This is a genomic window from Pseudomonas fluorescens NCIMB 11764 (assembly GCF_000293885.2).
GTDB classification, from domain to species: Bacteria; Pseudomonadota; Gammaproteobacteria; order Pseudomonadales; family Pseudomonadaceae; genus Aquipseudomonas; species Aquipseudomonas fluorescens_B.
The window spans coordinates 4,189,504-4,211,556 of sequence record NZ_CP010945.1 but is presented as its reverse complement, the minus strand read 5'-3'; the positions used below and the strand labels follow the sequence as shown (position 1 = coordinate 4,211,556).

General features: G+C 60.7%; 19 protein-coding genes. 7 read left to right on the top strand and 12 right to left on the bottom strand.

Features of this window, described 5'->3' with window-relative positions:
* Nucleotides 1–153: 153 nt before the first annotated feature.
* The 3 genes from B723_RS19360 to B723_RS19350 all read left to right on the top strand — a co-directional run bounded on the left by B723_RS19360 (nt 154) and on the right by B723_RS19350 (nt 4,443).
* Nucleotides 154–1,545 carry a GntP family permease gene (locus tag B723_RS19360; RefSeq protein ID WP_017339142.1) on the top strand — a complete coding sequence of 464 codons (1,392 nt, stop codon included), beginning with the start codon at nt 154–156 and terminating at the stop codon, nt 1,543–1,545.
* Between the two features lie 7 nt (nt 1,546–1,552).
* Nucleotides 1,553–2,326, top strand: coding sequence for a 3-hydroxybutyrate dehydrogenase (gene hbdH, locus B723_RS19355; protein WP_017339143.1), 774 nt, complete (start codon nt 1,553–1,555; stop codon nt 2,324–2,326).
* Nucleotides 2,327–2,487: 161 nt separating this feature from the next.
* Complete coding sequence (locus B723_RS19350) at nt 2,488–4,443, top strand: acetoacetate--CoA ligase (protein WP_017339144.1); 1,956 nt, start codon at nt 2,488–2,490, stop codon at nt 4,441–4,443.
* A 28-nt stretch (nt 4,444–4,471) separates the two neighbouring features.
* On the opposite strand, the gene B723_RS19345 is transcribed toward B723_RS19350, so the two are convergent.
* Nucleotides 4,472–5,581 (bottom strand): PilT/PilU family type 4a pilus ATPase, encoded by a 1,110-nt coding sequence (locus B723_RS19345; RefSeq protein ID WP_031318970.1) that lies wholly within the window; start codon nt 5,579–5,581, stop codon nt 4,472–4,474.
* Between the two features lie 118 nt (nt 5,582–5,699).
* On the opposite strand from B723_RS19345, the gene B723_RS19340 reads away from it, so the two are divergent.
* Together B723_RS19340 and B723_RS19335 are read left to right on the top strand one after the other, a co-directional pair.
* Nucleotides 5,700–8,234 carry a PAS domain-containing hybrid sensor histidine kinase/response regulator gene (locus B723_RS19340; RefSeq protein ID WP_017339146.1) on the top strand — a complete coding sequence of 845 codons (2,535 nt, stop codon included), beginning with the start codon at nt 5,700–5,702 and terminating at the stop codon, nt 8,232–8,234.
* Between the two features lie 100 nt (nt 8,235–8,334).
* Entirely contained in the window at nt 8,335–8,610 is a 276-nt protein-coding gene (locus B723_RS19335) for a peptidylprolyl isomerase (protein WP_007898282.1), read from the top strand.
* A gap of 163 nt (nt 8,611–8,773) precedes the next feature.
* Here the strand turns inward: B723_RS19335 and B723_RS19330 are convergent, their stop codons facing one another.
* The 10 genes from B723_RS19330 to B723_RS19285 form a co-directional block, all read right to left on the bottom strand.
* A complete protein-coding gene (locus B723_RS19330) occupies nt 8,774–9,709 on the bottom strand; it encodes a sugar kinase (RefSeq protein WP_017339147.1) in 936 nt (311 codons plus the stop codon).
* A gap of 128 nt (nt 9,710–9,837) precedes the next feature.
* The gene (locus B723_RS19325; protein WP_017339148.1) at nt 9,838–11,055 is read right to left on the bottom strand and encodes an amino acid deaminase; all 1,218 of its coding nucleotides are present in this window, start codon (nt 11,053–11,055) and stop codon (nt 9,838–9,840) included.
* A gap of 39 nt (nt 11,056–11,094) precedes the next feature.
* Nucleotides 11,095–11,859 (bottom strand): IclR family transcriptional regulator, encoded by a 765-nt coding sequence (locus B723_RS19320; protein ID WP_017339149.1) that lies wholly within the window; start codon nt 11,857–11,859, stop codon nt 11,095–11,097.
* 170 nt (nt 11,860–12,029) lie between these two features.
* A complete protein-coding gene (locus tag B723_RS19315) occupies nt 12,030–12,419 on the bottom strand; it encodes a RidA family protein (RefSeq protein WP_017339150.1) in 390 nt (129 codons plus the stop codon).
* Between the two features lie 26 nt (nt 12,420–12,445).
* On the bottom strand, nt 12,446–13,243 hold the full coding sequence (locus B723_RS19310; RefSeq protein ID WP_017339151.1) for an amino acid ABC transporter ATP-binding protein: 798 nt from the start codon (nt 13,241–13,243) through the stop codon (nt 12,446–12,448).
* A complete protein-coding gene (locus B723_RS19305; protein ID WP_017339152.1) occupies nt 13,240–13,902 on the bottom strand; it encodes an amino acid ABC transporter permease in 663 nt (220 codons plus the stop codon). Before B723_RS19305 ends, B723_RS19310 begins: the two co-directional genes overlap by 4 nt.
* 8 nt (nt 13,903–13,910) lie before the next feature.
* On the bottom strand, nt 13,911–14,573 hold the full coding sequence (locus B723_RS19300) for an amino acid ABC transporter permease (RefSeq protein ID WP_017339153.1): 663 nt from the start codon (nt 14,571–14,573) through the stop codon (nt 13,911–13,913).
* A 52-nt stretch (nt 14,574–14,625) separates the two neighbouring features.
* Nucleotides 14,626–15,474 (bottom strand): transporter substrate-binding domain-containing protein, encoded by an 849-nt coding sequence (locus B723_RS19295; protein ID WP_017339154.1) that lies wholly within the window; start codon nt 15,472–15,474, stop codon nt 14,626–14,628.
* A gap of 433 nt (nt 15,475–15,907) precedes the next feature.
* Nucleotides 15,908–17,467: a TerC family protein gene (locus B723_RS19290; RefSeq protein WP_017339155.1), complete on the bottom strand. Its 1,560-nt coding sequence runs from the start codon at nt 17,465–17,467 to the stop codon at nt 15,908–15,910.
* 315 nt (nt 17,468–17,782) lie between these two features.
* Nucleotides 17,783–18,649 (bottom strand): LysR family transcriptional regulator, encoded by an 867-nt coding sequence (locus B723_RS19285; protein ID WP_017339156.1) that lies wholly within the window; start codon nt 18,647–18,649, stop codon nt 17,783–17,785.
* 165 nt (nt 18,650–18,814) lie between these two features.
* Here B723_RS19285 and B723_RS19280 point away from each other — a divergent pair, with 165 nt between their 5' ends.
* A complete protein-coding gene (locus tag B723_RS19280) occupies nt 18,815–20,356 on the top strand; it encodes an MFS transporter (RefSeq protein WP_017339157.1) in 1,542 nt (513 codons plus the stop codon).
* On the opposite strand, the gene B723_RS19275 is transcribed toward B723_RS19280, so the two are convergent.
* Nucleotides 20,340–20,750 carry a MerR family transcriptional regulator gene (locus tag B723_RS19275; RefSeq protein ID WP_017339158.1) on the bottom strand — a complete coding sequence of 137 codons (411 nt, stop codon included), beginning with the start codon at nt 20,748–20,750 and terminating at the stop codon, nt 20,340–20,342. The two genes, B723_RS19280 and B723_RS19275, sit on opposite strands and share 17 nt — an antisense overlap.
* A gap of 77 nt (nt 20,751–20,827) precedes the next feature.
* Here B723_RS19275 and B723_RS19270 point away from each other — a divergent pair, with 77 nt between their 5' ends.
* The gene (locus B723_RS19270) at nt 20,828–22,051 is read left to right on the top strand and encodes an NADH:flavin oxidoreductase/NADH oxidase family protein (protein WP_017339159.1); all 1,224 of its coding nucleotides are present in this window, start codon (nt 20,828–20,830) and stop codon (nt 22,049–22,051) included.
* The last annotated feature ends 2 nt before the right edge of the window (nt 22,052–22,053 follow it).

Sequence of the window (22,053 nt, the reverse complement as noted above, 5' to 3'; positions counted from 1 at the left end):
AAGTCTCAAATCAGAGACAAAAAACTGAATTTCGCTCTTCCACAGATAAAATATCCTTATATTTCAATACGTTGCTCCTGTGGCACGAAACTCGCTATAGCCCCTCCCGCACACAGCTTCACCACACAAAAATAACAATCCAGGAGACACACCATGAGTGTGATCATTGCCTTGGCAGCCCTCGCGCTGCTGATGCTCGCGGCCTACCGTGGCTACAGCGTTATCCTTTTTGCCCCGCTTGCCGCCCTCGGCGCCGTTCTGCTCACCGACCCTTCCGCCGTCGCCCCCGCCTTCACCGGGGTGTTCATGGAAAAAATGGTCGGCTTCATCAAACTGTATTTCCCGGTGTTCCTGCTCGGCGCGGTGTTCGGCAAGCTGATTGAGTTGTCGGGTTTCTCGCGTTCCATTGTCGCGGCGGCGATTCGTCTGCTCGGCACCCGCCAGGCGATGCTGGTGATCGTCCTGGTCTGCGCCCTGCTGACTTACGGTGGCGTGTCGCTGTTCGTGGTGGTCTTTGCGGTCTACCCGTTCGCGGCCGAAATGTTCCGCCAGAGCAATATCCCTAAACGCCTGATTCCGGCGACCATCGCCCTCGGCGCGTTTTCGTTCACCATGGACGCCCTGCCCGGCACCCCGCAGATCCAGAACATCATTCCCAGCACCTTCTTCAACACCACCGCCTGGGCCGCGCCGTGGCTGGGTTTGATCGGCTCGATCTTCGTGGTCTGCGCCGGCATGCTGTTTCTGCAGCGCCAGCGCAACAAGGCTCAGGCCGCCGGTGAGGGCTATGGCACTGAACTGCGTAACGAGCCGGAAACCGCTGCCGACATCAAACTGCCCAATCCGTGGATCGCACTGTCGCCGTTGCTGGCCGTCGGCATCATGAACCTGTTGTTCACCCAGTGGATTCCCCAGTGGTACGGCAAGACCCACAGCCTCGCACTGCCGGGCATGGCGGCGCCGGTGACCACTGAAATCGCCAAGCTCACGGCGATCTGGGCGGTTCAGGCCGCGTTGCTGGTCGGCATCATCATGGTGCTGGTGTTCGGCTTCCAGGCGATTCGCGGCAAGTTGGCCGAAGGCAGTCGAAGTGCGGTCGGGGGTTCGTTGCTGGCGGCGATGAACACTGCCTCGGAATACGGCTTCGGTGCGGTGATCGCTTCCTTGCCAGGCTTCCTGGTACTGGCCGACTGGCTCAAGAGCATTCCCAACCCGCTGGTCAACGAAGCGGTTACCGTAACCCTGCTGGCCGGCATCACCGGTTCGGCGTCGGGCGGCATGAGCATTGCGCTGGCAGCCATGGCCAATGACTTCATCGCCGCCGCCCATGCGGCCAACATTCCGCTGGAAGTGATGCACCGGGTTGCCGCGATGGCGAGCGGCGGCATGGACACCCTGCCGCACAACGGCGCGGTGATCACCTTGCTGGCGGTGACGGGCCTGACCCACCGCGAAGCCTACAAAGACATTTTCTGTATTACGCTGATCAAGACCCTGGCGGTCTTTGTGGTGATCGGTACTTTCTACGCCACTGGCATTGTGTGAGGTATTCATGACGACTCTTACGGGCAAGACTGCACTGGTCACCGGCTCCACCAGCGGCATCGGCCTGGGCATCGCCCTCAGCCTGGCCAAGGCTGGCGCCAACCTGATCCTCAACGGTTTCGGCGATGCCTCCAAGGTGATTGCCGAGGTTGGACAGTTCGGTGGCAAGGTCGGCCATCACCCCGCCGATGTCAGCGACCCGGCGCAGATTGCCGACATGATCGCCTACGCCGAGCGCGAGTTCGGTGGCGTGGACATTCTGGTGAACAATGCCGGCATCCAGCATGTGGCACCAGTGGAAGACTTTCCCGTGGAGCGCTGGGATTCGATCATTGCGATCAACCTGTCGTCGGTGTTCCACAGCACCCGTTTGAGCCTGCCGGGCATGCGCCAGAAAGGCTGGGGCCGGGTCATCAACATCGCCTCGGTGCATGGCCAGGTCGGGTCGGTGGGCAAGGCCGCTTACGTCGCGGCCAAGCACGGGGTAATCGGCTTGACCAAGGTGGTCGGCCTGGAAACCGCCACGACCAATGTCACCTGCAACGCGATTTGCCCAGGCTGGGTGTTGACGCCGCTGGTGCAGAAGCAGATCGATGACCGCATCGCGACCGGGATTGATCCGCAGCAGGCGCAGCATGATTTGCTGGCCGAGAAACAGCCTTCGCTGGAGTTCGTCACGCCGCCGCAACTGGGTGAGCTGGTGTTGTTCCTGTGCAGCGAGGCCGGTAGCCAGGTGCGGGGCGCGGCGTGGAATATTGATGGTGGGTGGTTGGCGCAGTGATGGACCGCTAACCCCTGTGGCGAGGGAGCCTGCTCCCGCTCGGCTGCGCAGCAGTCGCAAATTGGCTGATCCGACCATTTTTGCGGCGGCTTCGCCACCCAGCGGGAGCAAGCTCCCTCGCCACAGAAGACTGTGTGCACACATAGAAGAAGAGGCAAACCATGTCCGACATTCTCTGGCAACCCGACGCCAAGCGCGTCGCCAAAACCCGCATGGAGGCCTTCCGGCGCTTCATCAATCAACGTCACCACCTCGACATCGCCGACTACGCCGATCTGCATCAATGGTCCATCGAGCAGCGGGTCGACTTCTGGCAAGCCATCGTCGATTTCTTTGATATCCGCTTCCACGATCAACCCGACGCGGTGTTGATCGAAGGCGATCATATGCCCAGCGCCCAATGGTTCCCAGGCGCCACCCTGAATTTCGCCGAACACCTGCTGCGCCGTCGCGACGATGCCGTGGCCGTTATCGCCATCGCCGAAAACGGCCAGCGTGAACAGCTGACTTGGGCCGAACTGGCCGAGCATGTCGCCGGCTTTCAAAACAGTCTGATCGCCGCCGGTGTCGGCCTCGGCGATCGCGTCGCCGCGTGCATGCCCAATACCTGGCAAACCCTGGTGGCCATGCTCGCGACCACGAGCCTCGGGGCGATCTGGTCCTGTTCCTCACCGGACTTCGGCACCCAAGGCGTGATCGACCGCTTCGGCCAGATCGAACCGAAGGTGCTGATCACCTGCGCCGGTTACCGTTATGCCGGCAAAGACATCGACCAGCGCACCAAGGTCAACGAAATCCTCGAACGCCTGCCGTCGCTGCAACAATTGATCGTCGTGCCTTACGCTCGACCACAGGCACGTACCGCAGACTTCTGCACCCACGCCGACGTGGCACTCTGGGATGAATTCTACGAACCCGGTGGCGAGCCGGATTTTGTCGCCGTGCCATTCGCACACCCGCTGTACATCCTCTATTCCAGCGGCACCACCGGCGTGCCCAAATGCATCATTCACAGCACCGGCGGCGTACTGCTGCAACACGTCAAGGAACACGGCCTGCATTGCGATCTCGGCCCCGGCGACCGTTTGTTTTACTACACGACGTGCGGCTGGATGATGTGGAACTGGCTGGTCTCGGCCCTGGCCGTGGACAGCGCCGTGGTGCTGTACGACGGCTCACCGTTTCATCCCGGCCCCGAGCGTTTGATCGACCTGATCGACGACGAGCGAATCAGTGTGTTCGGCACCAGCCCCAAATACCTCGCGACACTGGAAAGCACGGGGGTGAAGCCTCGGCAAAGCCATGATCTTGGTAGCCTGAAAACCCTGCTGTGCACCGGCTCTGCGCTATCGCCGCAGAGTTACGACTATGTTTACCGCGACTTCAAGGCTGACCTGTGCCTGGCGTCGATGTCCGGCGGCACCGACATCGTTTCGTGCTTCGTGAACGGCAATCCGTGGCTGCCGGTGCGTCGCGGTGAAATCCAGGGCAAGAGCCTGGGCATGGCCGTCGAGGTCTGGAATGACGCCGGCGCTCCCGTAATGGGTGAAAAAGGTGAGCTGGTCTGCACCCGGCACTTTCCGGCGATGCCCATCGGCCTGTGGAACGACCCGACCGGCGAAAAGCTCCGCGCGTCCTACTTCAGCCAGTTTCCGGGCGTCTGGGCCCAGGGCGATTACGCCGAACAATTGACTCACGGCGCAATGATGATTCACGGCCGCTCGGACGCCGTACTCAACCCCGGCGGCGTGCGCATCGGCACAGCGGAAATCTACCGTCAGGTTGAGAAAGTCCCGCAGGTGATCGACAGCGTGGCCATCGGTCAGCAGTGGCAGGATGACGTGCGGGTGGTGCTGTTCGTGCGTTTGCGCGATGGCGTCGAACTCGACGAGCCCCTGCAACAGCAGATTCGCCAGGTCATTCGCGCCAACACCACGCCACGGCATGTGCCGGCGAAAATCGTCGCGGTAACGGACATTCCACGCACCATCAGCGGTAAAGTGGTCGAGCTGGCGGTGCGGAATGTGGTGCATGGCCAGCCGGTGAAAAACACCGATGCGCTGGCCAATCCAGAGGCCCTGGAACAGTTCCGCGACCGCCCCGAGCTCAAGGACTGAACAACTTCTCTGGCGGGAGCTGCCGGTGTCAGTCCATCAGTCCCCATTCGCCGGGTGGTGCATGGGGGCCCGGTGATGTTTCCGCATGCAGCTTCAGTCGCAGGCGCAAATTGTTCACCGAGTCCGCGTGCTTCAGCGCCTCCTCCTCATCGATCGCACCCTCTTCAACCAACGCGAACAGCGCGCTATCGAACGTCTGCATGCCCTGCTCGACGGACTTCTCCATGATCCCCTTGAGCTCATCGAATTCGTTACGGCGGATCAAGTCACCAATGGTCGGCGAACCGAGCATCACTTCCACCGCTGCCCTCCGTTGCCCATCACGGGTACGCACAAGCCGTTGGGAAACGAACGCTTTGAGATTGTTGCCCAGGTCATGCAGCAGTTGCGTCCGCCGCTCCTCCGGGAAGAAGTTGATGATACGGTCCAGCGCCTGATGGGCGTTGTGGGCATGCAAGGTGGAAATCACCAGGTGCCCGGTGTCGGCAAACGCCAACGCATGCTCCATGGTTTCGCGGTCGCGGATCTCGCCGATCAGCACCACATCCGGTGCCTGGCGCAGGGTATTCTTCAACGCCGCATGAAAACTGCGGGTATCCACGCCGACCTCGCGCTGATTGATGATCGACTTCTTGTGCCGATGAATGTATTCGACCGGGTCTTCGATGGTGATGATATGGCCGCTGCTGTGGCGGTTGCGATAATCGATCAACGCCGCCAGTGAGGTAGACTTGCCTGAGTCGGTGGCGCCGACGAACAGCATCAGCCCCTGTTTGAGCATGACCGTTTCCAGCAGGACCGCTGGCAACCGGAGGTCTTCGAAACGTGGAATGTCGAGTTTGACATTACGCACCACAATCGACATGTCGTTGCGCTGCTTGAAAATGTTGACCCGAAAACGCCCGACACCCGGCAAAGAGATCGCCAGGTTCATCTCCAGTTCCCGATCGAACTCCAGCCGCTGCTCGGCGTCCATGATGGACATGGCAATCGCCGTGATTTCCCCCGGTTTGAATGGCTGGTCGGTCACGGGTTTAAGCACACCATCAAACCGTGCGCAGGGTGGCGCGCCGGTGGACAGGTACAGATCGGAACCCTCCTGGCTGGCCAGAATCTTCAAAAGCCCATCGATTTCCATGGCAAAAAACACCCGCGAAGCATTGAATGAACAGAAATGACCCCAAAAACGGGTCATACCGCGACTAACGCTCTAGGATAGTACGCCGCCAAACTGACTGACGTGCAGGAACACTTTGATGAACGCAACACCCACCGGCAGCGATGCCCAGGCCCTGATTGCCAGACTGGACTGGTCGCGCACCCCGCTCGGCAGCGCCAGTGCCTGGCCGCAGAGCCTGCGTACGGCGGTGGACATCGTGATTCACTCACCGATGCCGATGCTGTTGCTGTGGGGGCCGGAACTCACGCAGATCTACAACGACGGCTTCGCCCTGTTGGCCGGCAGCAAGCATCCGCTCGCTTTCGGACAACCGACACACCAGATCTGGCCAGAACTCAAAGACTTTACCGACCCGATTTACAGCGCCGTCCTACAGGGCCAGGTGCGAACCTACAGCGAACAGCGCTTTACCCTGCAACGTGACAATGACGAGTCCGACTTCTGGCTGGATTTGACCTACAGTCCGATCCGCGATGAAAGCGCCGAGGTCGCCGGGATTCTGGTCACTGCCATCGAAACCAACGAACGCCGACGCATTGCCCTCGAACTTGAACAACGCTCGGCCGCCAGCCTGAAGGCTCAGCGCGAAACCGAGGAACGCCTGCAATTGGCGCTGGCCGCCACCGACGCCGTCGGCACCTGGGACTGGGACATCAGCGAAGACCGCTTCATTGCCGATGCCCACTTTGCCCAGTTGCACGGTATCGATCCGCTACTCGCCAGCCAATTGCCAATCAGCGACTACCTGGGAGCAGTGCATCCGGAAGACCGTGCGATGGTCACCCGCAGCATCAAGCATTGCATCACCCACGGCACCGAATACGCCGAGGAGTATCGCCTGCTGCAACCCGACGGTCAGCTGCGCTGGGTGTTTGCCCGGGGCCGCTGCTACAAGGATCACCATGGCCGGCCCATCCGTTTCCTCGGCGCTGCCCTGGACCTGACCGAACGCAAACACACCGAACAGGCGTTGCGCCAGAGCCAGACCGAGCTGCAACTGATCATCCACGCCATACCGATCCTGATCAGTTACGTCGACAGCGAGGAACGCTTTCGCCTGAACAACGCCGCGTATCTGGATTGGTACGGCCTGACGCCCCAGGAACTCTACGGTCGGACCATTCGTGAGGTGCTGGGTGACGAAGCCTACGCCTTGCGCGCCGAATACATCGCCGAAGCACTGGCAGGCAGAACCTGTTGCTTCAGCATCAGCACGCCGCATCGTGATGGCAGCACCCGTCAGGCCTTGATGAACTACCTGCCCCGCCACGGGCCGGATGGCGCGGTGAACGGTTTCTACATTTTCGTGATCGATGAAACCGAACGCAAACAGACCGAAGAAGCCTTGCGCAATCTCAACGAAACCCTTGAAGAACGCGTTGCCGCCCGCACCCAGCAATTGGCCGAAGCGAACCAGCGCCTGCAAAACGAGATGTTCGAGCGCGAACGTGCTGAAGACGCCTTGCGCCATGCTCAGAAAATGGAAGCGGTCGGTCAGCTCACTGGCGGCATTGCCCATGACTTCAACAACATGCTCACCGGGATTATCGGCAGCCTCGACCTGATGCAGCGCTACATCGCTGACGGTCGCGCCGCCGAGATCGGCCGTTTCACCGAGGCGGCCGTGTCGTCAGCCAACCGCGCGGCCGCCCTGACCCATCGCCTGCTGGCATTCTCCAGACGCCAGTCGCTGGATCGCAAGACGCTGAATGCCAACGCGCTGATTCATTCCCTGGAAGACCTGCTCAGCCGCACCAAAGGCGATCACATCGCACTGAAGCTGCGACTCGCCGATGAAGCCTGGCCGGTCAGCACTGACGTCAGCCAACTGGAAAACGCGTTGCTCAACCTGGTGATCAACGCCCGCGACGCCATGCCCGATGGCGGCGAGTTGCTGATTGAAACGGCCAATGTTTACCTCGACAGCAGCGATATCACCACCCTGGAAACAGTCAAGCCCGGGGATTACGTGATGATTGCCGTCAGCGACAACGGCACCGGCATGACCCCGTCGGTGCTGGCCAAGGCGTTCGATCCTTTCTTCACCACCAAACCCATCGGCCAGGGCACAGGGCTTGGTTTGTCGATGATTTATGGTTTTGCCCAGCAGTCTGGCGGCCACGTCAAACTCCACAGCGTTCCAGGCCAGGGCACCTGCGTTCGCCTTTACCTGCCGCGGCTGTATTTCCCGGAACCGGAGAACACGCTAATGCCCTTCAGCGGCGAGGCGCCAGCGGCGATTGCCGGTGAAACCGTGATGTTGGTGGAGGATGATCCAGCCGTGCGCATGCTGGTCCTCGACTTGCTGAATGAGCTGGGTTATCACGCCCATGAAGCCGAAGACGCGAAGTCTGCCCTGCCCTTGCTGGAGTCCGACGTGCGCGTGGATCTACTCGTGACCGATGTCGGGCTGCCGGGCATGAACGGTCGGCAACTGGCAGAAATCGCGCGCCAGCACCGGCCGGAACTCAAGGTGCTGTTCATGACCGGCTACGCGGAGAAAGCCGCCGAACGCCAGGGTTTCCTCGAGGAAGGCATGGACATGGTGGCCAAACCGTTTTCCATTGATCTGCTGGCCAACAAGATTCGCGCGATGATCGGCCAACCGTAGGAGCTGCCGCAGGCTGCGATCTTTTCAGCGAGTTAGGGCATAATCGCGCGCCCCACGCTGGCACCAGCATAGCCACCACCGTTTCAAGGTATCTGCCCCAATGAAAGCTCAAGCCCGCCATATTCTGGTGAAAACCTCGGAAGAAGCCGAGCAGCTCAAACAACGCATCGCCAAGGGCGAAGCCTTCGATGTGCTGGCCAAGAAATACTCCACCTGCCCGTCCGGCAAGCGCGGCGGTGATCTGGGTGAAGTGCGGCCGGGGCAGATGGTGGGTGTGATTGACGCGGTGATCTTCAAGAAACCGCTGCGGGTGGTGCACGGACCGATCAAGAGCAAGTTCGGGTATCACCTGGTACAGGTGTTTTACCGGGATTGATCGGTTGGCCGAGACCTCCTGCGACGAGGGAGCTTGCTCCCGCTCGGCTGCGAAGCAGTCGTAAAACCTGAGAATGCGGTGTGCCTGACAGTAGGTGCTTTCAGGTATTGGGGCTGCTTCGCAGCCCAACGGGAGCAAGCGCCCTCACCACAAATCATTCGTCTCAGTCTTTGGGGATCAACGCCCCCGGCACCTGAATCACTCGACTCGCCAACCGATGCCCGGCCTCGGCCGCTTCTACCGGGCTGCCGCCCTTGAGCCGACTGGCAAGGTACGCCGCACTGAACGAATCCCCCGCCGCCGTGGTATCGACCACGCGTTCAACCTTGTGCGCCGGCACCTCGAACGACTCGCCGTCACAACGAATCAGACACGCCTCGGCGCCGCGCTTGAGCACCACTTCCGGCGTGCCCATTTGCGCGTAAGCGGCAAACACCGCCTCGCAACCGGAAAAATGGAACAGCGCCTGCTCGTCATCCACCGTCAGCAACGCGAGGTCGACATACGGCAACACGCTGCGATAAGCCGCCCGAGCCTCCTCGATCGACGCCCACAAACGTGGCCGGTAATTGTTATCGAACACAATGCGCGCATCGCGCTGCCGGGCTTCGATCAGGGTTTCCAGCAGTTTCGCCCGACCTTGCACGCCAAGCACCGCCAGGGTGATGCCGCTGAAATACAGCACGTCGTAGTCCGGCAACGCCGCGAGAATGGGGGCCGCCGCCGGGGTGGTGAAGCAGTCACGGACCGCGGCTTCGTTGCGCCAATAGAGAAAACGGCGCTCGCCGGCGGCGTCGGTCTGGATGCAATACAGCCCGGGCAAGCGGCCGGGCAAGCGCTGGACCCTGCCCAGACCGATGTTTTCGTCGGCCCAGCTCTGGCACATGGCGTCGCTGAAACTGTCATCGCCCAGGGCAGTGACGTAATCCACCGCACCACCATCGCCCAGTTCGCGGGACAGGTAGACCGCGGTGTTCAAGGTATCGCCGCCGAAGCTCTGTTGCAGACTGCCGTCGGCACGTTGCTGCAGCTCGATCATGCATTCGCCGATCAGGGCGATACGCGGGGCGTTGGGGCCGAGGGTGTTGATGGTGTTCATGTTTTCGAATCTCTGGTGTTTCTATGTTGTCTGGGATGGCCCTATCGCGAGCAGGCTCGCTCCCACAGGGGGAACGCATTCCATTGTGGGAGCGCCTGCTCGCGATAGCCGCTCCTCGGTTCCGAACCTTAGAAACAGGTTTCCATGGTTTCGATGACATTCAACTGCTCATCCACCAGACACCCGGTCCGCCACTTGTCGAACGTCAGGCACGGGTGCGAAGTCCCGAACGAAATGATATCGCCCACCCGCAACTCAACACCTGGCGCCACCGTCATGAACGCATGCTGGTCCATTACCGCCGTCACCTTGCAGGCGCTGACATCGTCGCCCTTCGCCGGCACCGCACCGGCCTTGTAACGCAGCAACGGCACCGGCAGACCGGCGTCGTAGGCCACATCGCGCTTGCCCAGAGCGATCACCGCAAAACCCGGCTCCGGCAACGACTGCACGTGAGCCCAGACTTCCAGCGCCGGACGCAGGCCTTCGTGCAAATCGCTGCGGCGGTCGAGCACGCAGCATTGCGCTTCTTTATAGATGCCATGGTCGTGCGCCACGTAGCTGCCGGGGCGCAATACGCTGAGGAAACGGCCGGCGGCGTTTTGCGCTTCGAAGGATTCGGCAATCAGGTCGTACCAGGCTGAACCCGACGCGGTGATGATCGGCTTGGCAATGGCGAACGCGCCACTGTCCTGCAACTGCACCGCCAGACGCACCAACGACGCCGCAAACTCACGGATGCCGGTGACGGCATGATCACCATGGATCACGCCTTCATAGCCTTCAATGCCGGTCAACGCCAATGCCGGTTGGGCGTTGATGGCTTTGGCCAGCGCGAGCACTTCCTCTTCCGTACGGCAGCCACAACGACCGCCGACCACGCCGTACTCGATCATCACGTTGAGGCGTACGCCGCGCGAAGCGAAATACGCGCCGAGGTCCGCGACGTTGTCCGGGTGATCGACCATGCAATGGAAATCGAACGTCGGGTCCGCCAGCAAATCAGCGATCAGCGCCATGTTCGGCGTACCGACCAGTTGGTTCGCCATCAGCACCCGACGGACGCCATGGGCATACGCCGCACGGGTTTGCGTGGCGCTGGCCAGGGTGATGCCCCAGGCGCCGGCGTCCAGTTGGCGGCGAAACAGTGCCGGGGTCATGCTGGTCTTGCCGTGGGGCGCGAGTTCGGCGCCGCTATTGCTGACGAACGCCTGCATCCAGCGAATGTTGTGTTCCAGCGCCTCGCGATGCAGCACCAGCGCTGGCAGGCTGACGTCGCGCACCAGGTGGGCACCGGTCTGGGCGAAACCCTTTTCCACGGCGGCAGTATTTTGGGCAGTAGACATGGTCGAACTCCTCACATTCGCGGCCGCAGGCAGCCGCTGTTATTCGTTAATGCGACGGGCCAGGCGGTTGGCGTTGTCGATCAACACCCGGCGATAGTCGTTGTAATGTGTCTTGGCATCGGCCCGCGGGGCGACGATGCACAAGGTAGCAATGGCCACGCCGTTCGGGTCTTTGACCGGGGCGGCGAAGCAATGGGTAAAGGTGTCGGCGACGCTGTCGAACGAGAAAAACCCGTCGATACCGGCCTGACGGATTTCACCGAGAAACTGCTCCAGCGGCAGGCGCTCGCCGTTGGGCAGGATGAAGTCGTCGTGATCGATCAGGTCGATGATTTCCTCGTCGCTCAGGTGCGCCAGCAACAGGCGTCCGGATGCGGTCCACGGGATTGGGGCGTTCTCGCCGATGTCCGAGGAAATGCGGAAATGCCGCTCGCCCTCTTTCATCAATGCCACCGTGTACTTGCGCCCGTTGAGCAGGCACATCTGCGCGGTCTCATGGGTCTGGCTGACGATCTCCTGCAAGGCGTGGTCGGCCTCGCGGGTCAGGTCGAAGTGGCGCAAATGCGCCTGGCCGAGAAAATACAGCTGACGGCCGAGGTAGACGTGACCGTCCTTGCCCACAGGCTCGAGAATCCGCCGTTCCAGCAGCGAGGCCACCAGTTCGTAGACCGTGGATTTCGGGCTGCCGATGCCGCTGGCGATTTCATTCGGACGCAGGGGCTGGCCGATTTCCTTGAGGAAATCGAGGATATCGAACGCCCGGTCCAGACCGCGAGCCCGGCGCTTGATGGTGTCTTCGGTCATTTCAGTAGTCCCCATTAAAGTGCCGGGAGTTTAACCAGAGTGCGGTGGCGACTGTTAGGACGCCATCGCTGGCAGGCCAGCTCCCACAGGGATGGAGAGTGTGTCTGCAATCTGTGGCAGCCCATAGAATCCTGTGGGAGCTGGCCTGCCAGCGATGGGCGCGACTCGGTTCAGGCCTTTTTCTTGTACGCGATGCAGTCGATCTCGACTTTGCAATCCACCATCATGTTCGCCTGCACACAGGCACGGGCCGGAGCGTGTTCGGGTTTGAAGTACTCGGAGAAGACCTTGTTGAAACTGGTGAAATCCCGCGGATCCTCCAGCCACACGCCCGCACGCACCACATCTTCCAGGCCATAACCGGCCTCTTCCAGAATCGCGATCAGGTTCTTCATGGCCTGGTGAGTCTGCTCGACGATGCCGCCCACAATGATCTCGCCATCCAGCGCCGGCACTTGCCCGGACACGTGCAGCCAACCATCGGCTTCAACGGCACGGGCGAAAGGGCGAGGCTGGCCGCCAGCGGCGGTGCTGCCGGTGCCGTAACGAGTAATGCTCATGTGTGTTTCTCCTGATTGAAAGGGGTTTAGAACCGAGTGTTTTTCAGAAACTCGGCAAGACGCGGCGATTGCGGGCGTTCGAACAGCTCCTTGGGTGGCCCCTGCTCTTCGATCCGCCCCTGATTCATGAAAACGATCTTGTCCGAGACCTCGAAGGCGAAACGCATTTCGTGGGTTACCAACAGCATGGTCATGCCGTCTTCGGCGAGCCCCTTGATCACGCTCAACACTTCGCCCACCAGCTCCGGGTCGAGGGCCGAGGTGACTTCGTCGAACAGCATCAGGCTCGGGTTCATCGCGATCGCCCGGGCAATCGCCACACGCTGTTGCTGACCGCCAGACAACTGACCGGGATAATGATCACGTCGCTCCAGCAGGCCGACCCGCTCCAGCCACTTTTCCGCCAGGGCCACGGCCTCGTCCTTGTGCAGTTTCTTGACCTTGAGCAGACCGAGGGTGACGTTCTGCAAGGCTGTCAGGTGCGGGAACAGATTGAATTGCTGGAACGCCATGCCGGTCATGGCGCGATGCCGGGCAATGACTTTTTCCGGGTGCCGTACGCGCTTGCCGTTGACCTCGTCATAACCGATGGACTCGCCATCGAGCACGATCTGCCCACCCTGAAACTCTTCGAGCATGTTCACGCAGCGCAGCAGCGTGGTCTTGCCCGAACCGCTGGAACCGATCAGCGTGACCACGTTGCCGCGCTGCAGGGTCAGGTCTACGCCCTTGAGCACTTCCAGCTGGCCATACTTTTTGTGCAGCCCGCGAATGTCCAGCAGGGGCTGCCCGTTTTGAGCGTTCGAAACTTGAGGTTGAGTCATGGCAAGGCCACCCGCTTTTCAATGTGCCGGCCGAGTAATTCGATGGCGTAGTTGATGACGAAAAACAGAAATCCGGCGAACAGGTAAAACTCGAGGGTCATGAACGTCCGGGCGATAATCTGCTGGGTGCTGAGCAGCAACTCGGCGACGCCGATCACCGACAACAGCGTCGAGGCCTTGACGATCTCGGTGGACGAGTTGACCCAGGTCGGCAGGATCTGCCGCAACGCCTGGGGCAACAGCACATAGCCGAGGGATTGGAAAAACGTCAGGCCAATCGCCTTGCTCGCTTCCATCTGTCCGCTCGGCAACGCTTGCAGCGCACCGCGCACAATCTCGGCGACGTGGGAACCGCAGAACAGCGTCAACCCCAAGGCACCGGCCTGAAACGCGCTGATCTGCCAGCCCAGCGCCGGCGCCATGTAGAAGCAGGCCAGCACCAGCACAAACACCGGCGTGCCGCGAATGATGTCCACGTAGAAACGGAACGGTGCGCGCATCCAGAACTTGCCGTAGGTCAGCACCAGCCCCGTGACAATGCCGACCATCGTGCCCAGCAAAATCGCCAGGGCCGACACCTGCACACTGGTGAGAAAGCCTTGCCACAACACTTCGCGGGCAACCCACAATTCATGCAACCAACTGGGTGATTCGTACATGGGGCCTCCTATCGGCGGATCGCCAGACGCTGCTCGAGGTAACGCAGCATCATGGCAATGAGGTAACAGGCCGCAACATAGAGCGCTGTAGTGACCATCCAGGTTTCAATCACCCGGTAGCTCTCGACATTGATCTTGCGCGCGTAATAGGTCAGCTCCGGCACGGCAATCGCCGCCGCCAGCGAGGTGTCCTTGAACAGCGAAATGAAGTTGTTCGACAGCGCCGGCAACACATTGCGCAGCATCACCGGGACGGTGACGTAGGCCTTGACCTGCCACTCGCCCAGACCGATCGCCAACCCGGCTTCGCGCTGCCCCTTGGGAATGCTCAACAAGCCGCCACGGAACACTTCGGTCAGGTAAGCCCCGGCGTACAGCGACAGGGTGATGATGAACGACGGGATCTTGTCCAGACGAATGCCGAGACTCGGCAAGGCGAAGTAAATCAACAGAATCAACACCAGAATCGGCGTATTGCGGATCACCGTCACATACACCGATGCCAGCACCCGCAACGCGCGATGCTTTGACAGCAAGGCAAACGCCATCAGCAGGCCGATCACGCAGCCGATGGCGATCGACACCAGCGCCAGCTCAAGGCCCAGACCGAGCCCCGCCAGCAAGGTGTCGAAATCGCGCCACACGGCGGCAAAGTTCAACTGATAGTTCATGGTCAGCAGTACCTTGAACGGGGCGATTCATCACCGCCCCGCTCTCACGGGATCATTTGAATTCGACAGGGAAACCGATGGCTGGAGTAGGCAGATCGACACCGAACCACTGTTTGAAGGACGCCGCGTAAGTCGGGAACTCAACGCCGGTCATGGCTTCATGCAGGGTGGTGTTGACGAAGTTCAGCCAGTCCTGATCGCCACGCTTTACGGCACAGGCGTAGGTTTGCGGGCTCCAGGCGTAGGACGGGCTGCGATAGCGGCCGGGGTTCTGCACCATCAGGTATTTCACCGACGACTGATCGGTGGCGGCGGCGTCGGCACGGCCGGAGTTCACCGCCTGATACATCAGGTCCACGCTGTCGTACTGATCGACCTTGGCTTTGGGCAGCGCCTGATGCACCAGCTCTTCGGCGTACACGTTCTGCAGCACTGCTACGGTCACGCTGTCATTGGCCGCCTTGAGGTCTTCGATTTCCTTGTACTTGCTGTTCGCCGGCAACAGCAGGCCGACACCTTCGCGGTAGTACGGCAACGTGAAGGCGACCTGTTGCGCACGGCTGGCGGTCACGGTGATGAACTGGCAGCTCATGTCGACCTTGTCGGTCAACAGGTTGGGAATCCGCGCATCGGATGACTGCACCACAAACTCGACCTTGCTCGGGTCGTTGAACAACCCTTTGGCGACCATCCGCCCGATATCGATATCAAAACCCTGCAACTTGCCATCCGCTCCCTGGAAATGCCACGGCGCGTTGGTACTGCCCGTACCCACGATCAGTTTCCCGCGGGCCAGCACACTGTCGAGCTTGCTGTCCGCCGCCTGGGCAACGCCCACGGCAGCAGCCGAAGCCGCAAAGAGAAAAACACACGCTTTAAACAAGGAAGGTCGGCGATGCATGGCAAGCACTCCAGGATGATGTTTATTCCGCTATACCGGAACTAGGTATGTAACAACGGAATAGACAGCAGAAAGTGTGCCACAGGTTGTGACAGGAATGTAGGGGAGATTGAAAAGTGTTTTGAATCAGTGGGATGGGATTTTTCGGGGAAAATGCGTTACGAATCGAGACGATGGCGTAGCGCTACCGTTGGCTACAGAAGACGGGTATTTGCACCACAGTTGACGTTCAGCGAATCAAAATAAAGCAAAGCTCATTGAGCAGGCTTTGTCAGAATCTGTATATCCGCGAACTTCAGGTCGGGTATCAGACTGTCATCGTCAGAACGCCGCCCGGACCAAGCCCCCTCCCACAGGGGTAATACAATACCTGTGGGAGCGAGTCTGTTCCGGGCGGCGTTCCGACGATGAGGCCCTTAAACCCAAAGAAAAACTACTGGCCGATCCGCAACAGCCGAACCCGTGTCACCCGCCGCTCTTCAACCGCCACCACTGTCAAATGCCAGCCTTCCCACTCATGGCTGTCGCCAATCATCGGCAGCCGATCCAACAGACTCACCACCAGTCCGGCGAGGGTCTGATAGTCGTCGGTAGGTTCGGCAGCAAACCCGGTCCGCTGACGCACCCGCGCCAGGTTCAGCGCGCCGCTGACCACGAATCCGCCTTTCTCCTCGACCACATCCGGACCTTCGATTTCGCTGGCATCGGGCAACTCACCGGCAATCGATTCGAGAATGTCGGTCATGGTCAGCACGCCGACGAAGTCACCGAATTCATTGACCACAAAGGCAATGTGAGTCGAGGCTTTGCGCATCTGTTCCAGAGCGTTGAGGATCGAATAACTGTCGAGCAAATTGAGGGTCTTGCGCGCCAGGTGCTCGAGGTTTGGCTCGTTGCCGGACAGGTATTCCTTGAGCAATTCCTTCTTGTGCACGAAGCCCAGCGGCTCATCCACCGCACCATCGCGAATCAGCGGCAGGCGCGAGTAGGACGAATGCATCAGCCGTGCACGGATGGCTTCCGCGTCGTCGGACAGGTCGATGTGATCGACATCGGCGCGCACGGTCATCAGCGTGCGGATCGGACGCTCGGCCAGTTGCAAGACACCGCTGATCATCACGCGCTCGCGGCGATCGAACAGCTCCTCGCTCGGTGCTTCGCCGTTGTCCAGCAGATCGGAGATCTCCTCGCCCACCTCTTCCGCCGCCAACTTGCGACCGCCCAACAAACGCAGCACAGCGTGGGCCGTACGCTCACGCATGGGTCGCAGGCCCTGCATGGACTTCTTGCGCCGGGCCCGGGCGATCTGGTTGAAAATTTCGATCAGGATCGAGAAACCAATGGCCGCGTACAAGTAGCCCTTCGGAATGTGGAAGCCCAGGCCTTCAGCGGTCAGCGCGAAACCGATCATCATCAGGAAGCCCAGACACAGCATGATGACCGTCGGGTGTGCGTTGACGAAACGCGTCAGCGGCTTGCTGGCGACGATCATCAGGCCGATGGAGATGATCACCGCGATCATCATTACCGCCAGTTCATCGACCATGCCCACCGCGGTAATCACCGCGTCGAGGGAGAACACCGCGTCGAGCACCACGATCTGCGCGACGATCGGCCAGAACTGCGCGTAAGCCGTACTGGATGAGCGTTCGCCAACATGACCTTCGAGTCGCTCGTGCAATTCCATGGTCGCTTTGAACAACAGGAACACACCACCGAACAACATGATCAGGTCACGACCGGAGAAGCTCTTGTCGAACACTTCGAACAGCGGCTGGGTCAGGGTCACCAGCCAGGAAATACTTGCCAGCAGGCCCAGGCGCATCAGCAGCGCCAGTGACAAACCGATGATTCGCGCACGGTCGCGTTGCTCGGGGGGCAGTTTGTCCGCGAGGATCGCGATAAACACCAGGTTGTCGATGCCGAGCACCAGCTCCAGCACGATCAACGTCAGCAGGCCCAGCCACGCGGTGGGATCAGCTATCCATTCCATAAAAACGTCTCGATCTCTTCAGTGAATTCAGAATGCCGGACACGGCAAAGCGCGGCGCAGAGGCCGTGGAGTTGCAATGGCAAGGGTGTTCTGAAATCGAAAGACCGGGTGTTTCACGCGTGTCAAACGCGCACGGTGGCGCGAAGAAGAAGGATAACCGGGAGGCTCCAAAAGGGTGTTCATGCAAATCCTGAAAGGAAAAAGGCATTCGAGCGTACATGTGAAAGCGACTTTTCCTACAGCCGGAAATCATTACAAAATCTGTACACCTCTGGATTTCCAATGTCCGACAGATTGCTCGCGAAGCTGTTGCTTTCAGCGGTTTTTCACCCGCTCGATGTACCGCACCACCGCCGCTGATTTCTCGAACCGTCGATGAATCAACGACAACCACGAGCTCGCCTCACACCCTTTGATCGACCGGTACAGCACGCCAGGCAAACCGACATGCCCGACCACCGACTCCGGCACCACCGCCACGCCCTGCCCCAGCGACACCAGCGCCAGCACTGCCACCAGCCCGCCGGGTTGCGCGCCCAGTTTCGGTGCAAACCCGCCCTCGGCAGCGACTTGCAAGGTGCCGCTGATCTGTTCCGGCAGGATGAACGTCTCGGCCTGCAGATGCTCCGGGCCGATCTCGGTCAAACGGCACAACCAGGATTCGCTCGACAGCGCCAGCACAAAGCCTTCCGCGTCGAGGCGGATGGCGTCCAGGCCCTCGGGCAAGGTCATGGGTGAGCGGACATAACCGATGTCGAATCGCCCTTCGAGCACCATCGTCGGCAACGACACCATGGGGCTTTCGCGCACATTCAGGCTGACGTCCGGACACTCGCGACTGAAAGCCTGCACCTGCTTTTGCAGCAATCCCGAGTACACCGCCGAGGCCACGTAACCCAGTTCGATATGGCCTATATCCCCGCGTCCGGCGCGCTGGGCATTTTGCTGGGCGTATTCGAATTGCCGCACCGTCGCTTCAGCTTCGATCACCAGCGCAGCGCCGGCTTCGGTCAGGCTGACTTCCCGTGTCTGGCGCACGAACAGGCGCGTGCCGAGTTCGTTCTCCATGTCCTGGATCTGCCGAGTCAGGGTCGGCGGTGCGATACCGAGCTGTTCGGCGGCGCGCGTGAAGTTACCTTGCCGGGCAACGGCCAGAAAATAGCGGAAATGCCGTATATCCATCGGTGCATTAGCTCAAAGGTAATGAAGTCCCGTTTTCCGGCTAACAATGACAGCAAACGGTCGCGATAAGCTCGTGGTGCAATCACAGTAGAGAGCCCATGCCATGTACGTCAAACCCCTTAGCACTTCCGCGATCAATGGCCTTGCTCAAAAGGCAATCACATCATGAGCCGCGTCAGTCCGCGTCTGACGTTGTTGACGGCTTCCGGCGTCTGCTCGCTGATCGTCCTCGACACCAACATCGTCGCCGTCACCCTGCCCACCATTGCCCGGGACCTGGGTGCGAACTTTGCCGATATCGAATGGGTGGTCAGCGCCTACATGCTCGCTTTCGCCGCCCTGCTGTTACCGGCAGGCAGCATCGCCGACCGCTTCGGTCGGCAGAAAACCCTGCTCTGTGGCCTGGGCTTGTTCATTCTCGCGTCCATCGGTTGCGGCGCGGCACCCACGGCGTTGTTCCTCGACATCGCCCGGGCAATCAAAGGCGTCGGTGCGGCGTTGTTGCTGACCTCGGCGCTCGCCTCCATCGGCCACACCTTTCACGATGAGGTTGAGCGGGCGAAAGCCTGGGCGTTCTGGGGCGCGTGCATGGGCGTGGCAATGACCGCTGCGCCGACCATTGGCGGGCTGATTACCGAATACATCGGCTGGCGCTGGATTTTCTACCTCAATTTGCCAGTGGGCCTGTTCCTGATGCTGATGGTCTGGCGCGCGGTGCCGGAATCTCGCGATCCCCAATCCGCACGCCTCGATCCCTGGGGCAGCCTGGCGTTCAGTGCCAGTCTGCTGTGCCTGATCTGGGGCCTGATCGAGGCCAACCGGATCGGTTGGAACAACCCGACCACCTACACCCGAATGATCGGCGGCGCGCTGTTGTTGGGATTGTTTGTCGTGATCGAGCGGATGCAGCAGCGGCCGATGGTTGACCTGCAATTGTTCAAGCACCCACGCTTCATCGGTGCGCTGCTGGGCATGTTTGCCTATGCCGGCTGCGCCCAGGTGATGATGACGTTGCTGCCGTTTTATCTGCAGAACGGCCTGGGTTTCTCGGCCATCGCTTCAGGGCTGGGGATGTTGCCGTTTGCACTGACCATGCTGGTTTGCCCGCGTATCGGCGTGCGCCTGGCCAGCCGTTTTGCCCCGGCGACGTTGATGGCCACCGGTTTGACCCTGGTCGGCAGTGGCAACCTGCTGAGCGCCTGGGCGGTCAGCAGCGGCGGATACCTGCCCTTCGCCCTGGCCATTGCCGTGACGGGCGCCGGTGCCGGGCTGCTCAATGGCGATACACAGAAAAACATCATGGCCTGCGTGCCGCGGGAGCGCACCGGCATGGCGTCGGGCATGAGCACCACCATGCGCTTCAGCGCAATCGTGCTGGCTATCGGCGTGTACGGAGCGTTGCTGTCCAGTCATACCGAGCAATTGCTGCGCGCCAGTCTGTCGGCACAGGGGACGCAATGGCAAGACCAGACCCAGGGCATCGCCTCGCGGGTGGTGGCCGGCGACATGACGGCGGCGCTGGGCCTGCTGCCGGAAACCGCGCGCAGCCTCGTCGAACCGCTGGCCCGGCAGGCGTTCGTCGGCGGCTTCAGTCTCTTGCTGTTGATCGCCGGCTTACTGGCATTGCTGGGAGCGCTGGTGGTGGGCACGCTGATGCGCAATCCGATCCTCGCGCCATCGGCCGCCGCCATTAACGCGAATGCTTGAATGAAGCCAGCACCCGTACGGCATTGGCGTCGCAGCCCATGCCGTCGGGTTTCGCCTGAATATCGTCGATCACCGCCAACAGCTTTGACTTGCTCTGCGCCAGGTGCCGCTGCATTTCTTCAATCTGCTCGACTTTGCGCTGGAGACCCGCCATCAGTTCGTCGTGCTTGAATTCCCCGGTCGCGGTGTCTGGCATCAACTGTTTCAACTCTTCCAGACTGAACCCGGCCTGCTGCGCGCACTGGATGAGATACAGCGTTTGCAAGACCTGCTCGGGATAATGCCGGTAGCCGTTCGCCCGGCGTTCCACTTTCTGGATCAGGCCCTGGGCTTCGTAAAACCGAATGCGCGACGGGTTAAACCCGCTTAACTGCGCCAATTCACCAATCTTCATCTCAGCCTCATTTGCCTGCTTGACATTAAAGTTAACTTTAAGCTTAGCCTCTGCTCTTCACTGATGAGGAGTCAAGCATGTCGCCCTTCCAAGCGTTGAATTTGCCCAACGGCCAGACCATCGGCAATCGCATTGCCAAAGCGGCAATGGAAGAGAACCTTGCCGATACCGGACAGGCGCCGTCCGATGCGCTGTTTCGGTTGTATCAGGCCTGGGCCGGGGGCGAAGCCGGATTGTTGCTGACCGGTAACGTGATGATCGATCGTCGTGCGATGACCGGCCCCGGTGGCGTGGTGCTGGAAGATGGTCGCGACATGGAACGCTTTCGCCAATGGGCAACGATTGGCCGTTTCGGTGGTGCGCACTTCTGGATGCAGCTCAACCATCCGGGGCGCCAGACCATGGCCAACCTCGGCCAGCAAGCGTGGGCGCCCTCGGCGGTAGCGCTGGATCTTGGTTCATTTTCCAGGATGTTTGCCGAACCCAAACCGATGTCCGAAGACGATATCGCCGAGGTGATCACACGCTTCGCCACCAGCGCTGCACTTGCTGAAAAAGCCGGGTTCACCGGCGTGCAGATTCATGCGGCACACGGTTACCTGCTCAGTCAGTTCCTGTCGCCGCTGACTAACCGTCGAACTGACTGTTGGGGCGGCGCCCTGAAAAATCGCGCGCGTCTGCTGCTGGACGTTGTCCGCGCCGTTCGCCAATCCGTGTCGCCGCAGTTTTGTGTCGCGGTGAAGCTCAACTCCGCCGACTTCCAGCGCGGCGGATTCGATGCCGAAGACGCCCGACAAGTGATTCAGTGGCTCAACGATTTGCAGATCGATTTGTTGGAGTTGTCGGGCGGCAGCTACGAAGCCCCGGCCATGCAAGGCGAGGCGCGCGATGGCCGGACCCTGGCGCGGGAAGCGTACTTTCTGGAGATGGCCGGCGAACTGGCCAGCGTGGCGCGCATGCCAGTGATGGTGACGGGCGGCATTCGACGCCTGGCGATCGTCGAACAGGTGCTCGACAGCGGCATCGCCATGGCCGGCATCGGCACGGCGCTGGCCCTCGAACCGCAGTTGGTCAAACACTGGCGCGAAGGCCAGGACAGCCATCCGCAACTGCCGCCGATCCGCTGGAAACGCAAGCCGTTAGCGGCGCTGGCGAGCATGGCAGTGGTGAAATTCCAGCTCCATCGATTGAGCCGCGGACGCACGCCGCGACCTGCAGTGTCGGCGGTCTGGGCGCTGATCCTCGACCGCTTGTACATCAGCCGCCGTACGCGGCAGTACCGGCAGGCGATGGGCAAATAATC